At 54.0% G+C, this 13759-nt stretch carries 15 protein-coding genes; 9 read left to right on the plus strand and 6 right to left on the minus strand.

The window, feature by feature from the left end; genetic code table 11:
• Positions 1-5 precede the first annotated feature (5 nt).
• Positions 6-1979, minus strand: a complete 1974-nt coding sequence (gene rqcH / locus NTE_RS14915; protein ID WP_148701740.1) for a ribosome rescue protein RqcH — start codon at positions 1977-1979, stop codon at positions 6-8.
• 110 nt (positions 1980-2089) lie between these two features.
• Between rqcH and NTE_RS14920 the strand changes: the two genes are divergently transcribed.
• The 5 genes from NTE_RS14920 to NTE_RS14940 all read left to right on the plus strand — a co-directional run bounded on the left by NTE_RS14920 (position 2090) and on the right by NTE_RS14940 (position 5689).
• Complete coding sequence (locus NTE_RS14920) at positions 2090-2359, plus strand: hypothetical protein (RefSeq protein ID WP_148701741.1); 270 nt, start codon at positions 2090-2092, stop codon at positions 2357-2359.
• Between the two features lie 31 nt (positions 2360-2390).
• Positions 2391-3617, plus strand: a complete 1227-nt coding sequence (locus NTE_RS14925) for an MBL fold metallo-hydrolase (protein WP_158385645.1) — start codon at positions 2391-2393, stop codon at positions 3615-3617.
• 64 nt (positions 3618-3681) lie between these two features.
• The gene (locus NTE_RS14930; RefSeq protein WP_226987053.1) at positions 3682-4506 is read left to right on the plus strand and encodes a CDC48 family AAA ATPase; all 825 of its coding nucleotides are present in this window, start codon (positions 3682-3684) and stop codon (positions 4504-4506) included.
• Positions 4507-4541: 35 nt separating this feature from the next.
• Complete coding sequence (locus NTE_RS14935; protein ID WP_148701743.1) at positions 4542-4820, plus strand: hypothetical protein; 279 nt, start codon at positions 4542-4544, stop codon at positions 4818-4820.
• A gap of 305 nt (positions 4821-5125) precedes the next feature.
• A complete protein-coding gene (locus tag NTE_RS14940) occupies positions 5126-5689 on the plus strand; it encodes a hypothetical protein (protein ID WP_148701744.1) in 564 nt (187 codons plus the stop codon).
• A gap of 32 nt (positions 5690-5721) precedes the next feature.
• Here the strand turns inward: NTE_RS14940 and pyrI are convergent, their stop codons facing one another.
• The gene (pyrI, locus tag NTE_RS14945; protein ID WP_075055279.1) at positions 5722-6183 is read right to left on the minus strand and encodes an aspartate carbamoyltransferase regulatory subunit; all 462 of its coding nucleotides are present in this window, start codon (positions 6181-6183) and stop codon (positions 5722-5724) included.
• A 123-nt stretch (positions 6184-6306) separates the two neighbouring features.
• Here pyrI and NTE_RS14950 point away from each other — a divergent pair, with 123 nt between their 5' ends.
• Entirely contained in the window at positions 6307-6642 is a 336-nt protein-coding gene (locus NTE_RS14950) for a hypothetical protein (RefSeq protein ID WP_226987054.1), read from the plus strand.
• Between the two features lie 289 nt (positions 6643-6931).
• On the opposite strand, the gene NTE_RS14955 is transcribed toward NTE_RS14950, so the two are convergent.
• The 4 genes from NTE_RS14955 to NTE_RS14970 all read right to left on the minus strand — a co-directional run bounded on the left by NTE_RS14955 (position 6932) and on the right by NTE_RS14970 (position 9608).
• The gene (locus tag NTE_RS14955; RefSeq protein WP_148701745.1) at positions 6932-8101 is read right to left on the minus strand and encodes a thioredoxin family protein; all 1170 of its coding nucleotides are present in this window, start codon (positions 8099-8101) and stop codon (positions 6932-6934) included.
• 1 nt (position 8102) lies between these two features.
• Complete coding sequence (locus NTE_RS14960; protein WP_148701746.1) at positions 8103-8894, minus strand: cytochrome c biogenesis CcdA family protein; 792 nt, start codon at positions 8892-8894, stop codon at positions 8103-8105.
• A 64-nt stretch (positions 8895-8958) separates the two neighbouring features.
• Positions 8959-9249, minus strand: a complete 291-nt coding sequence (locus NTE_RS14965; protein WP_148701747.1) for a DUF8036 family membrane protein — start codon at positions 9247-9249, stop codon at positions 8959-8961.
• Positions 9250-9284: 35 nt separating this feature from the next.
• Positions 9285-9608: an ArsR/SmtB family transcription factor gene (locus NTE_RS14970; RefSeq protein WP_148701748.1), complete on the minus strand. Its 324-nt coding sequence runs from the start codon at positions 9606-9608 to the stop codon at positions 9285-9287.
• A 101-nt stretch (positions 9609-9709) separates the two neighbouring features.
• Between NTE_RS14970 and NTE_RS14975 the strand changes: the two genes are divergently transcribed.
• From NTE_RS14975 to NTE_RS14985, 3 genes are all read left to right on the plus strand, one after another.
• Complete coding sequence (locus NTE_RS14975; RefSeq protein ID WP_148701749.1) at positions 9710-10585, plus strand: MinD/ParA family ATP-binding protein; 876 nt, start codon at positions 9710-9712, stop codon at positions 10583-10585.
• 55 nt (positions 10586-10640) lie between these two features.
• Complete coding sequence (locus NTE_RS14980; protein ID WP_148701750.1) at positions 10641-12110, plus strand: DUF7504 family protein; 1470 nt, start codon at positions 10641-10643, stop codon at positions 12108-12110.
• A gap of 242 nt (positions 12111-12352) precedes the next feature.
• Positions 12353-13741 (plus strand): DEAD/DEAH box helicase, encoded by a 1389-nt coding sequence (locus NTE_RS14985; RefSeq protein WP_148701751.1) that lies wholly within the window; start codon positions 12353-12355, stop codon positions 13739-13741.
• The last annotated feature ends 18 nt before the right edge of the window (positions 13742-13759 follow it).

The following is a 13759-nucleotide window of genomic DNA, read 5'->3' on the forward strand; positions in this document are numbered from 1 at the left end:
GCATTTTAATTACTTTTGCTGCTAGTACTACCTTTGGAGGCAAACGAGATTTTCGACTGGCCTGTTGGAAGGGAGCGCACAAAGTCGTCCAGGCTGATGCGCTTTATCGTCTCTGCAAGTTCTTCGTTGTCGCCGGCGGCAGCGGACACGAGCGTGGCCTTGGCCTTTTTGGCCGCGTTCATAGGGTCAAGCCCGCCCTGCAAAAGGACTGCGTACACCAGTGACCTCTTTTTTACCGCCTCTTCCGGCCCACACACCAGCGCCTCCCTTTCGTTTATCAGCTCGATGCCGATTGCAAGGCGGACTTCGACGCCCTTGACGTAGCTGCGCTTGCCCTCTATCACGAACGAGCCCTTGGGCAGGAACTGGCCCGTGGGCGCGCCCTTTTTTATCTGGTCCGGAAAAACCCAGTACGCGTCGGCGCTTGACAGGCCGTCCTTCCAGGCCCTGCTAAACGACACGGTTGCCTGCGCGACCTGTACGAGCGACTGCTCCATCTTGCCTTCCCTTGCCGGCGCAGCGGCATTTTTCACGATGAAAAACGGCGAGCCGTGCACCTCGGCGTGAAAGACAATGTCGTCTTCTGTCAGGTGCTTGCGCACGAGGGCAGAGTTGGACGACGCGTCGCGCCCGCCAATCGCAAGCAGGCCGTCGCTTGTCACAAACCACCTGTAGCGCTCGTACCATTCCTTTGCGGCCTGCTTTTGCACCACCATCTTTTTGTGGATGGCAGCGGTCTGGCCGCGCAGCCTCTCGATCTGCGCAAGGAGCTTTGAACGTGCCTCCTCTATCGAGGCGTTGCCCCGTTCCATCTCTTTTGCGCGGGCAAAAAGCATAGAGCTTAGTTTTGCAAGGTTCTGCTGGGCCTCGATGTTTTCGCCTGCTACCTGCACGTATTTTACGCCCTTTTCCGTGACAAGAGAAGCCGAGTTTGCCGCAAGGACGCCCTTGATCGCGTCGTCGGCGGGGTTTGAATATGAAACTGCCATCAATTCGCCGGCAAGCTTGCGTATTGCCGCCGCTTTTTGCAACACCTCCTCCTTGGCCTTGTTCTGCTCCGCAAGGTCGTGCTCCAGCACGGCTATCTGCCTGTCGATTTCTATCGTCCTTGAGCTGCGGCCGATGTCCAGAATCTCGTTGCTGAGCACCTCGTCAAGCGCCTCCATGTAGGTGGGCGCCTTTTTCACCTCCAGTTTTTGGGCTTCCTGCGTGACTATTGGGAGTGCGTCGACAGGTTTTTCACCTTGCATGATGACCACCGGCTCGTGGTTTCTGCCCGCGCTGATGTCGTCAACAAGCGACTTTATGGTAGAAAATATCCTGCCCACCTCTTCGTCTGCCAGCTGGCCTGCCTGCCTTGAAGGCTCGATGCCTGCCCTCTTGGCAACCTCCTCCACGAACTTTTTGGGCATCGAAAGCCCCCTGCCTATCCAGCGCAGAACGTCGAGGTTTTTCGCTTCGTTGCGCAATGCAAGCATCTGCTCAAGCGACAGCGCAAAGACATCAACCCCCCTCTGCGGAGGAAACGCGTACCTAAGGCCGACTTTGAGCGTGCGGTGGCGCACCTCTATGGGCCGCAGTATGGCAAGCATCTGCATCTTTTCGTCGCATATTATGATGTTGCCGTCGCCAAAGAACTCGCACACCACCACTCGCGCCTGCCCGTCAAGCCGGCGCAGCCTTAACGTGGCTATGCGCTCGCTTCCGGCCTGCTCCAGCGACTCCACGCGGGCCCGCTCCAGCTCCGCAATTGCGGCTCGCTCCAGCGAATTGTCCTCCACGGGCTTGAACTTTAGCTTTGTAATCCAGATGCCCCTTGCCGACAAAACCAGCATGATGTCTTCCTGCGTGGGGTGGTGCAGGCGCAAAAGGAGCGAGTCTTTGGTCACGGCGTTTACCGCAGAAATGTAATGCCCGGAGGTCACCCTAGCGCCTATCTCGTTTACAAGGTAGCGCAGTTCGACTCCGGAAAGCTCCATGCGTGTGTACGCTCAATCGTAAAGCAGGCGAGGCACAATATTAGTCCTCGGATGCCACACACACATGCGCCAAGCAAGGCTTAAATTAATTCGGAACGTGGCTTGTCTCTGTGTCAGGCGGCAGCAGTAGTGGCAGCGACGACAGCGGCAAGAACCCGGCGAACATAATCGGCAGGGTGTACGCAGTGAGCACTCTTCTTGCCGTGATAATCGCGGTGCCGGCGGTGGTGGTTGCCGTAATTACGCACTTTGTGTTCCAGACTGACATTGTAGTGACGCTTGCCGCGTCGCTCATCGCGCTTTTCATATCGATGGGGTTTGGCATCAGGCTTGCCAAGCGCTTTGTGAGGGCGCCTCAAAAAGAAGAAAAAGACGGCTAAATTTATGTACGATGCCGTATTATTTGCTCTCATGATGAACAATAGCAATAGTGGAAATGCCACGTTTTTTGTGCGAATAAATGGCGTGCTGCCTGATACCAACAATGGGGCAACAACAGCAGCAGGGGAAGGAAAAGAGGCGCACACCTCGATCTCGGTTTTTTCAGACGGCTTTCATCTGTTGGTTGACGCCGGCGGCGGGGTGGCTGACAGCGTAAAAAAGGGCGCGTCGGATCTTGGCTACAAAGAGGAGCCGGACGCAATACTGGTAACGCACGGCAGGCGCGAGCACACAATCGATCTTGCTTCTTTTTCAAAAAGCAAGATATTCTGCACAAGCGAGTGCGCAGGCCAGATTGCGAAGGAATCGCCGCAGATAGACAAGTCGCGCTTTGCAAACATTGTCCCCGGCCAGCCGTTTGAGGCAGGCCCGTTTTCCATAGTGCCTGTGGCGGCGGACAATGCAGGCGACAGCCCGGGTTTTCCCGGCTCTGTCATCTATGTGATTCGCGCCGGCGACAGAAAGGTTATCGCAGGGTGGGACTTTCTCAGCCTGCAAAACGCAAGTGCCGACCTTATGTGGAATCCCGACCTTGTAGTGCTTGGTACAGAGACGTACAACGACCACCCTTCTACAGGCATGATTTCAGTTACGCAGGCGTACCACACGGTCAAGACCTGGAACGCCAAGGACTGCTACGTCCTCCACTACAGCGGCGAAAAAGACAAAGAAGACGCCAAGAACCAGTGGCACAGAGGGCCGGCTGGACCGCTGCCGCCAGACGAACTGCAAAAGACAATAGATGACTATTTGCGCATGTCAGGTCTGGACGGCAAGATCAGCATCAAAGTTGCGCGGCAGGCAATGGTATGGAGGCCAGCTGCTACTGTGGCCGCTGAAAGCGTGACAGAAGACGACAACAGCCCGGTAGGAAACAAGATCGAGATCGAGGCGCTTGAGAAATACGTGTTTGGAATTGAAAAGAGGCCTGACAACAAGCTGATGTTCGTGCTTGAAGACAGCATAAGCAGGCAGGAAAACGAGTTTGTCAACCCAAGACGCAAGAGCAGCGATTCGCTGCATGCCGACCCGATAAAGAGCATGATGATGAAGGGACCGGAACTGGACCTGGTGGTGTCCGGCACGACGGTAAAGACGAGCATCATAAAAGGCAAAAAGCCGATGTTTGCCGGCGACATACGCGTAAGCGAGCGCGACGCAAAAAAGCTGTCAAGGTACATCCAGGAGAACTTTTAGGCTGGATTTATGGCGGCAGAAAATAAAAGATTACTAGGCGGCAAGCGAATCACCTATAGTTTTGTTGTCGTCGTCCAATACCGAGGGAGATAACGAGAAAGCTTACCTCACGGTCCATGAAGGCTATACGCGCGACATAGGCAGAGGAGTTGCAAGGATCGACCGCGAGTCGATGGATTCCGCAGGCATCGCAGAAGGCGACATTATCCAGATAATAGGAAAGCGCAAAACCGTTGCCAGATGCCATGCGCTCTATCCTTCAGACGAGGGAAGAAGGAAGATTATCAGAATCGACGGCGTGATACGGGCAAATAGTGACACAAAAATAGGCGAGACCGTCCGCGTCAGAAAGATAATTGCTCCTAGTGCAAGCAGGGTTGTCGTCAGGCCACGCGAATCGATACCGCCCTTAGACGAGCATTATCTAACTGACGCCCTCAACGGAGTGCCGCTTGTGCAAGGCGATAATTTTCTTGTTCCATACTTTGGAGGAAGGCTGGCTTTTCAAGCAGTCAGTACCGAGCCGCAAGGCGCAATAGTCGTAGACCAACAAACGATATTCTTTATCGCAAACGGAGAGAGCCTGATCAGATTTACCATAACAGATCTTGTCAGGCAAGAAGAAAGGGGCCGTTCGTACCTGGTGCTAAAGTTCACCCTGCAAGGCTTTGGAGTTTCAGAGGCAGGAGAATTCCAAAGAAGGATTGAGGAGGATTCAGACCTCGCAAAGACTTGCAATAGACACTTGGACGTGATAACAAAAGAGGTTGCAAAAAAGAACGACAACCCATCAACAACAATAGACATCGTGACCGAGGCCAATCGCAAGGACATTCTCCGGGAAATCAAATTTGACATAATCAAAAAGATGATGAATCTGGAAAAATAGTCATATAGCTGAAGGCCGAATTTTCATTTGTAATAATGGCCTTTAGCCTAAAACACGTCGCAATGCAGCTCTGTACGTGCACGTGGATAGAGATCATGACGGGCGCAGGGATAACGCTGTACCTGCTGCTTTACATGCAGAACTATACCCTTGCCGCAGTCACGGTTGCGGCGTTTGGCCCGCTCATCGGCTTTCATTTTGCCATCGACAGGATAAAGCCGGGCAAGGACGGATGGAAGAAGACTGAAAACAACAGGATAGTAAAGATAAGATCGCTTTCAGGAAGGCAAAGTTATCCCCTGCTTGGCAAGTAACAGAAGTCAGGCCGCAAGAAGCCTCTGGCGTCCTGCTGACTCGATCATCGGATGGCAAGAGTAGCAGCGGCCGCACTTTATACAAGTGTGAGGAGTCCTCTTGGCGCAAACAGTACAGTACCTGTACGAAAGCTTCAGTACCGGTAGGTATTCGTGCATATGTGTATGGCTGCAAAGAACCAAATGTGCAATAAAAAGAGCAGAGCACCCCGGGGAGAGGGGGAGGGAGAGATTAGAATACCTAATATAGTAAAAATGCTTCAAAGTATCGGACCATTATAGCAAGTATTAGCAAAAAGTCTCTCATGATGTCCCTGATTGCGGCTGCAATCGTGGTTTCCGTGCTGGGGGTAGCGACTGCCGACACGACGACACGCGATGCGGTGGCAAGAAAAGTCGACCTCTCGACCGTAAGGATCACTGAGGTCGGAAAGGACACCTATACAACGAAACTTCTGAGCAACATGAACGCGGCTGCAACGGCCCAGGTACAAAACGTGGCACAAATTGATACTGCAAATATCGGCAAACAAAGTGCATTCCTGTTTAGCGCCGACTGGATCAAAGCCAACAAGAACGACGAGTCCTTCAAGCAATTCCTGAAAACAGCGATGGACAAGCGCGGTGTAGTGATGGCCGTGGGAAATAATACGGACATACTCGGCAGTGCGCTAGAAAGCGCCGGCGTGCATGGCGGGTTTGGGACAGGTGGAGCAGACACCCCGGTTGTCGCATACAAGATAACTGATTATACGGACGTCGCAGGGAACCCAAGACAGTTATACCACGAATATCATTCCGGCACGCCCGAAGGCTACTACTACGACGATTCAGACATGCAAAAGCTTGCAGAGTGGCTTACCAATTAGAGTTGTACACGCTTTCAGAAAAGCTTGCGGTCTCAGAACACGAGTTCGTCGACAGAGATTACGCGGGCGCAGTAGCGGCATTTCAGCACCAGTTTTTCCTTGTCGATGACGTCTATCTTTGATCTTATTTCTTCGCCCGAGTTTGTTATGCATTTCAGGTTCGGGCACTTGAAGATGCCAGAGATGGAATCTGGAAGCTGGATCTTGCGCTTTTCCACCAGCTTGTAGTCTTTGATGATGTTGATGGTCGCCCTCGGCGCGATGAGGGCCAGCTTGTTGGTCTCGCTAGTCTCAAGGTACCGGTTTTCGACCTTGATGATGTCCTTTTTGCCGTGCTTGCTTGAAGGGACGTTCAGCGCCACGGTCACCACGTTTCCCTCCCTGCCGGTGATCGCAAGGGCTGTGAGAACGAGGAGGGCCTTGCCGCTTTCTATATGGTCGATGACGGTGCCGTCCTTTATCCTGCGAACAAGAAGCTGGCTTGCCTCGGACATATACGGAGAAGCTCTGGCGGCGGATGATATATCAGCATATCGATATGCGCACACACATATACATATGCGATGATTGGAGCAGGCGCGTCAATCCTGTGTGCTTTGGCGCTGCACGCAGACACAATGGCAGCAAAAAGCAGCATGTTGGAGCACTGCGTAACTTTGAACAGCAAGATTGATTATTCGGACTTGTATAGAAGAATTCCCGTGGGATTGTTTAACCGCTGGAAGCCAAAAGGCAAGATGTACAGCCTGAAATGTACGCAGTGCGGAGCAGGCTTTCTATCCAGCTACAACCTGGACGCACCTATATGCGGCAAGTGCCTTCAAAAAGCCAAGTCTCTTGACTCGACTGTTGACCACGAGAAGGTCTGCGTAAAATGCGGCAACTCGGGCGTGATATACGGCAAGGAACTGTGCCACGCCTGCTACTTTGGCTTTAACAAGCAGCAAGAATAACAGTTTACCAAAGGGTCGCCAAAACATTACAGAACGGCATTAATTTTTCAAAGGGGAGAGTCGCGGCGCCGGCAACACCGGTTTTCGACGCCGCGGAGGGAGAACGGGATGCTCGGGAAAGCTTCCATTCTCTCCCCTTTTGTTATCTTGCAGCTAGAGCTGGAATTAAGGAGCGCGCTAGAGTTTGGCAGGTATCACCAGGAAATACCATTTAACGGCATTAAATGTCACTATATGTGCTTTGCCTAAAACGAGGAATTTTACCATGGGCGAGACAAGCTTTTTGTGCTCACCCAAAGGTAAAGGTGTAGATCCTGAATCCTTCTCCCACTATGTCTATTGTAAGGGTGTGGCTGGCGTATCCTCCGTGCGCAGCAAGGTTGTAGAGGCGCTGACCATTGATGTCTGCGGCGTTGTCTTGCTCGCTGACGTCGTCGCCCCTGTCAGCCCCTACCGCGTGGCCGTCTTCTGACACGTACGCCTTGCCTGTTCCGCCGGCGACGATGTTGACAGACTTGGCCGAGTACTCTAGCACTATTCTTCCTGTGTGGCTTTTCAGCTCCATGCTGTCGGGGTTGTTGAGCCAGTCGCCGGAAAGGTAGATGACGTTTGGCTCGATTTTGGCGTCATAGTCGTCTGGCAGCCTGTACGTCACCACCTTGCCGGGGTCAAAGCCCTCCGGGTTTCCAAGGTTTGCGCGGGCGTACTTGTAGCCAAAGTACAGCTCGGGCGTGTTTATCCGGCCAAAGTCGACGCTCTTTGCGCCCTCCGGCTTGGCTGTTGTTGAAGTGTTTATCGTCGCGTTCTGGCCAAGGTTTGCCGCGCGCTCTTGCAACAACGATTGGATCACCTTCTCGGTTTCTGCGTAGTTGCCCTCGCCGATGTGGTCGTATCGGATGAACCCCTCGTCGTCTACAAGGTACTTGTGCGGCCAGTAGCGGTTCTGGTAGGCGTTCCACGTGCCGTGGTCGTTGTCCTGCACGACCGGGTACTTTATGCCAAACTTTTGCACCGCGGCCTGGACGTTTTGCGGATTCTTTTCAAAGTCAAACTCGGGCGAGTGCACGCCGACGATGACCAGCCCCTGGTCGGCGTACTTTTCGTACCACGCGTTCAGGTATGGAATGGTGCGGATGCAGTTGATGCAGCTGTACGTCCAGAAGTCGACCAGCACCACCTTGCCCTTCAGGTCCGCAAGTTTGAACGGCTGCGAATTGATGTAGTTGGAGATGCCTGCAAGCTCTGGCGCTTGCTTGAATTGCGACTTGTCTATGTGTGGTTTTGCGGTCGCCGTCGTCGTTGTTGTTGTGTTGTTGGCGCCTACCGGGACGAATTCGCCGGCCGAGCCTGCCGAGGCCTTTTTGTTCAGCTCGGGGTTGTTAAAGTAAAACCCAAAGCCGGCGATGAGCACCACCACGGCGACTCCCACTGCAAGGGCGCTTGCGTTGTCGCGGTTCATTTCATATCCCCCTCTGCAGGTTGATTATCTGGTCGGCAAGCGGAAAGTTGGCAATGACTGCCAGCTGGTTCGTAAAGACCAAGATGCCAAGCACGATGAGAATGCCTCCCATTATCGGGTTGAAATACTTCAGGTGCTTGACCATCCTGCGGATGACGCCTGTCGCCTGCGAAAAGAACGCGCCCGTTATCAGAAAGGGCACGCCAAGGCCGATGGCGTAGGCAAGGAGCGAGTTGTACGCGGCTCCCGGCGAAGTTGCGGCAAGGGCAAGCGTGCTTCCCAGGATGGGACCGACGCACGGCGTCCACCCTGACGCAAACGCGGCTCCAAAGACAAACGACGTGATATAGCTTGCCTTGAATCTTGGAAGGTTTGTCATGCGCTTTTCAAAGTTGAGCCTTGCAAACCTCGTGGAAAGTATGAGGTAGGCGCCAAAGACGATGATGACAACCCCGCCGGCGGTCTGCAGCGTGCCCTGAAAGCCGGTGCCGACCCCTGCAAGCACCGAATTAAAGATAACGCCAAGCACCGCAAACACGAGCGAAAAGCCCAGCACGAAATACACGGTGTTTAGAAAGATGTTGAGGCGCGTCGAGCGCTTGAGCGTGACTGATGACGATGAGCCACTGCTGCCGCTGGCTGCCGGCTGCTGACCCTGGTTTTGATTCCGCACCTCTGAAAGCGTCGTGCCAGAAAGGTACGAGATGAACGCCGGCAGTATTGGAAGTATGCACGGGGAAAAGAACGACCCGGCGCCTGCCAGCGCGGATACAAGCACGCTTGTCTCTACCAATTCACGCGGTGCTTTGCAGATTTTGCTGATATACTTTTTTCCAGATCTGCACCAAATTAGTCAGTCAGAACGGCCTGACCGTGACCTTCAGGAGCATGGCAATGCCGGCAAGTTCTGTAATGTGCACGCCCACAAAATACGGCAAGAGAGCCTCTGCGTAAAGAGGAGCCATCGCAAAGTACCCATAGACTGCTATGGCGTTGTGGAGGACAAGCATGCTTGCAAAGAACATGAGGCCAAGCGTGAACACCGCTTTTGTGTTGCGGTAGATGCGCCCGTACATGGCAAGGAGCACGGCCAGCATCCCGATGTTTGCCAGGCTCACAGCCGCGCTAACGTCCATCAGCATTACCATGTACCTTACATTGAAGCGCAGTTGATTCATCTTATTTACTTTTTTCCAGATCTGGCACCCATCATCTTTTTGTCTATTGCCGCCTTGACCTCGTCGAATGCTTGGATGTTGTGCTCCAGGTACGGCGATACGAAATACAGCACGCCGTACTTTTCGCCCGCCCTTGTGACCATGTTGTTTTTTTCAAGCACGCTTATGTGGTGCTGGATGGCCTTGTAGTCAAGGCCCATAGCCTCTGCAAGCTGGTTGGTGTTGTACGGCCTTTCCTTCAAGAGGCCGATTATCTTGATGCGGTTTTCGCCTCCCCGGGAGCCAGCAAAGAGGAACCACAAGAGGCGCTTGGCGTCCGGGTCGGTCATTTTTTACTTACACCTTGGCGTACAGGACAAGAGGATTTAAACTTGAAAAAAGCAAAAGCAGGAAATTGCTATATTGTAGCCTCACGCAGTAACATCGTCATATGCCTACAACAAAGTGCGTCGCCTTCCATTCCTACAAAGGGGGCACCGGCAAGACCACCATTGCCGCAAACTGCGCCGCGCTTTTGGCAAAAAAGGGCTTCAAGGTGGCGCTCCTTGACCTTGACGTCTATGCGCCAAGCCTCTACACTTATTTTGGAAGCGAGCCCAGAAAGTGGCTCAACGACTACCTCCTTGGCGACGCGGCGGTAGAAGACGTCATGACCGACGTCACGGAAACGGTTCGTGAATACACCCGGAAATACGACGCGGGCGGAAGGGTGCAGGACGGCGGAAGATTGTGGCTTGGATTTTGCAGCATGCGAAAGGAAGAGGTCTACAAGCTGGACAGCAGCACGGCGGAATCTTCAAAGTCGCAGCTGCGCCGGTTCATACTGTTGCGGGAGCAGCTTATCTCAAACTATGACCTGGACTATATCATAATTGACACCAGCCCCGGCATACGGTACTGGTCCATCAACGCGCTCGCCGTGGCCGACGCGCTCTTTCTCACGCTAAAGATGGGCGACATCGACATCGAGGGCACGAACAAGCTGGCCTCGGAAATATACAGCTCGCTGACAAAGTACGGCACAAGGTCGTTCCTGCTGCTGAACAGGGTGGCAGGCTACTGCGTGCCCGAAGCCCATTTTGCGGGCAGTGATGATGTCAGGATGGCAGTAACAGAAGAAGGAGACAGCGCAGACATTGCCGGCGTGCTTGCGGGCAAGACTGGCATGGAAGTCATTTCTTCGATACCGTGCTATTGCGACATACAGTTCAGCAGGAAGGAGTTCCTGACCGCCCTTGTGCAGCCGGGCCACCCGTTTACAAAGCAGGTGGAAAGGCTCATCGAGGCCGTGCAGATCAAAGTTTAAGTGCAAACTTTGTGCTTCATAATACCTCACACACAAAAGAGGGCACATACAGCGTTTGGTCAAATCCATGCACGACGATGGTGATGTAGCAGTAGTAGAATCGATCCCCGGTCTGCGCCACGTTTTTTTCAAGGGCGCGCTCCCAAAGGGGGCTTTCTTGCTCACCGGGCCTGCCGGCTCGGGCAAGACCATGTACTGTATGCAGTTTCTGCGGGACGGGATTGCAGCAGGGGAGCGCTGCCTGTACGTCAGTTTTGATCCGCTCTTTTCCAAAGAGAAATTCAGAGAATCGCTTGGAAGCCAGAAGGATGATTATGAGGAGTCATTCATTGCGCCCACTACCGCATCTTTTTTCAAGAGCGGAAAAAAAGACCCAGGCAGAGCTGCGGCCCTCCTTGAGCAGGTGCGCAGAGCTGTTGATTCTGGCGCGCCGGCAAGAGTCGCTGTTGACTCTGTAACTCATCTGCTCCCCCACTTTTCAGAAGGCGAGGTGCTGGAGATTGTCGCAGAGCTTGCCAGTGTTTTGAGGGGCGCCAGCGCAATGGCGATAATCACGCTCACGACCGTGCCGTCAAAAGGTGATCTGTCAGACACTATCGCGTCGCTTTTGGACGGCACGCTGCAGATAAAGCTGGAAGACGAGGGAAAAGATCTTGCAAGGAGCCTGCGGCTGCTTGCAGTCAGGGGGACGTACCACAACCCTGCGTGGGCCAGATTCTCGATAACAGAGAAAGGCACCCTGATGTTTGGGCAGGAGGAGCAGGAGGACGACGGGCAGGCGCAGGCAGAGCCGGCGATAACATGCAAGCTGTGCGACAAGCCTATCGCGGGCAAGGTCGCTTATGATGCAGACGCCCCGTTCCACCCGCACTGCCTTGAAACGTACAGGAAGCTGAGCGACATTTACGGATCAAGCGTCGTCTATGCAATTCCCGTCGGCGTCATAAACGCCAGCTTTTTTTTCATAGACATCGTCGGGCTTTCTGACCCCTCTCTGTCCGTGGAAAAGCAGATCAAAAAAATAGAGAACCTCAACAGGCTCATCAGCTCCTGCGACGCAGTAGCCAGGGCGCCAAAGGACAAGAGGATAATCCTCCCCACAGGAGACGGCATGGCCATCGGCTTTCTGATGAACCCCGAGCTCCCCTTGCAGCTGAGCATGCAGCTGCACCGCAAGCTGGGCGCCTTTAACAAAAGTGCCGGCGCGGGCGAGGCCATAGGCGTCAGGATAGGGCTGAGCGCAGGGCCGGTGTTTGTAGTGTCAGACATCAACGGCAACCAGAACGTGTGGGGCCCCGGCATAATCCTCGCCCGCAGGGTGATGGACATTGGAGACGACAGGCACATACTCTTGGCCGACAGCCTCGCAGAGCAGCTGATAAACCTAAAGGACGAGTACAGGAGGATAATAAAGCTGGTCAGTCCGAAATTTACGATAAAGCACGGGCAGGCGATCAAGGTGTACTCGGCGTCGTCTGCAGATTTTGGCAACCCCAAGGTGCCCGCAAGGCTTGCGGCTGGCTAGACGAAAAAGCCGTATCTGCATACGCATATGGCACGAGGCAATAATACTAAAGCGTTAGAGCCGTCGTTTAGGGCAAACAACAACGGTAGTTAGCTAACCTTATATCCTTGTAAAAGGTAACAAGTTCTAGACAAAGGTTTTACGGTTTAAAACGGAAACGTCCGTGCGACTTTTGTGTCAGAAAAAACACACATACGCAAGAAAATACAACAAAAAAAAGAGAAAAAAGTGAAGAATGAAAAATGACGAAGACGTTTGCAGAATTGGGTCTGAGCGCGGAATTAAACAAGGCGCTCAGCGAGAATGGATTTGAGGCGCCGTTTCCTATACAGGAGGCAGCTATACCCCTTGTTTTGCAGGGTAAGGATGTCATAGGGCAGGCGCACACAGGAACCGGCAAGACGGCAGCATTTGGACTGCCCATACTGGCCCGCGTAAGCAACGAGGGCCCCGTCCAGGCGCTGGTGCTTGTGCCGACAAGGGAGCTTGCGGTGCAGGTAACTACAGAGATTAGCCGGTTGGCCAAGTACACGGGAATAAAGACCGTAGCCATCTACGGCGGACAGAGCATAAACATCCAGAACGAGAAATTGCAGAGAGGCGTGCAGATTGTAGTAGCGACGCCCGGCAGGCTTATCGACCACATAAAGCAGGGCTCGATAATCCTTGACGACGTCAAGTTTGTCGTCCTGGACGAGGCTGACAGGATGCTTGATATGGGATTCATCGACGACATCAAGTTCATCCTGTTCTACGTCAACGAGGACAGGCAGACATGTTTGTTCTCTGCGACGATGCCGCCGGAGATCCTCAGGCTGGCAGAGGAGTACATGAAGGAGATAGAGCACGTACGGCTCAACGAGGAGGAAGTAACCCTCGATACGATAGAGCAGTCGTACCTGGTGGTAGAGGAGCGTGAAAAGTTCAGGCACCTCTGCGACTTTATCAAAAAGAACAGGGACGCCAAGGCGCAGACCATAGTGTTTGCCGCTACAAAGCAGCGCGCAGACAGGGTTGCGCACCAGCTAAAGCGCGACGGCTTTTCCGCAATAGCCATCCACGGCGACCTCACGCAGAGGCAGCGCGACCAGGCGATGTTCAAGTTCCGCAAGGGCACCGAGGACATCCTTGTTGCTACCGACATCGCTGCAAGGGGAATCGACGTGCCGGCGGTCGGAAACGTCATCAACTATGACATCCCCGACGATCCCAACGTGTACTTCCACAGAATAGGAAGGACGGCAAGGGCGGGCGCAGAGGGCAAGGCCATCTCGCTCGTTTCAGCCGAGAGGATAGCCGACATGGAGTGCATACTTGCGCAGACCACGCTTCCAATACGCAAGCTCAACGACGAGATGGGCATCGCAGTCCCTGTTGCGCAGCCACGCTCGTACGGCGGAGGAGGATACCGCGGAAGGCAGTCATATGGCGGTGGAGGTTATGGAAGCCGCGGCTATGGCGGTGGCGGGTACGGCAGTAGTGGATACGGAAGCAGGGGCTATGGCAATAGTCGCGGAGGAGGCTATGGCGGCGGAGGAAGGCGCGGGTACGGGCAGCGCCGGGGCGGCTATGGCGGCAGCAGACGCGGCGGCGGGTACGGCCGTAGCAGCAACTACGGCGGAAGATACTGATGAGCGGGAATCGTTTTT

This window comes from Candidatus Nitrososphaera evergladensis SR1, assembly GCF_000730285.1.
Classification (GTDB): Archaea; Thermoproteota; Nitrososphaeria; order Nitrososphaerales; family Nitrososphaeraceae; genus Nitrososphaera; species Nitrososphaera evergladensis.

Bases quoted from the DNA above. Each gene is read 5' to 3' on its own strand.
- rqcH (WP_148701740.1), bottom strand. From the start codon at position 1,979: ATGGAGCTTTCCGGAGTCGAACTGCGCTACCTTGTAAACGAGATAGGC.
- NTE_RS14925 (WP_158385645.1), top strand. From the start codon at position 2,391: ATGATGAACAATAGCAATAGTGGAAATGCCACGTTTTTTGTGCGAATA.
- NTE_RS14935 (WP_148701743.1), top strand. From the start codon at position 4,542: ATGGCCTTTAGCCTAAAACACGTCGCAATGCAGCTCTGTACGTGCACG.
- NTE_RS14940 (WP_148701744.1), top strand. From the start codon at position 5,126: ATGATGTCCCTGATTGCGGCTGCAATCGTGGTTTCCGTGCTGGGGGTA.
- pyrI (WP_075055279.1), bottom strand. From the start codon at position 6,183: ATGTCCGAGGCAAGCCAGCTTCTTGTTCGCAGGATAAAGGACGGCACC.
- NTE_RS14950 (WP_226987054.1), top strand. From the start codon at position 6,307: ATGGCAGCAAAAAGCAGCATGTTGGAGCACTGCGTAACTTTGAACAGC.
- NTE_RS14955 (WP_148701745.1), bottom strand. From the start codon at position 8,101: ATGAACCGCGACAACGCAAGCGCCCTTGCAGTGGGAGTCGCCGTGGTG.
- NTE_RS14965 (WP_148701747.1), bottom strand. From the start codon at position 9,249: ATGGTAATGCTGATGGACGTTAGCGCGGCTGTGAGCCTGGCAAACATC.
- NTE_RS14970 (WP_148701748.1), bottom strand. From the start codon at position 9,608: ATGACCGACCCGGACGCCAAGCGCCTCTTGTGGTTCCTCTTTGCTGGC.
- NTE_RS14975 (WP_148701749.1), top strand. From the start codon at position 9,710: ATGCCTACAACAAAGTGCGTCGCCTTCCATTCCTACAAAGGGGGCACC.
- NTE_RS14985 (WP_148701751.1), top strand. From the start codon at position 12,353: ATGACGAAGACGTTTGCAGAATTGGGTCTGAGCGCGGAATTAAACAAG.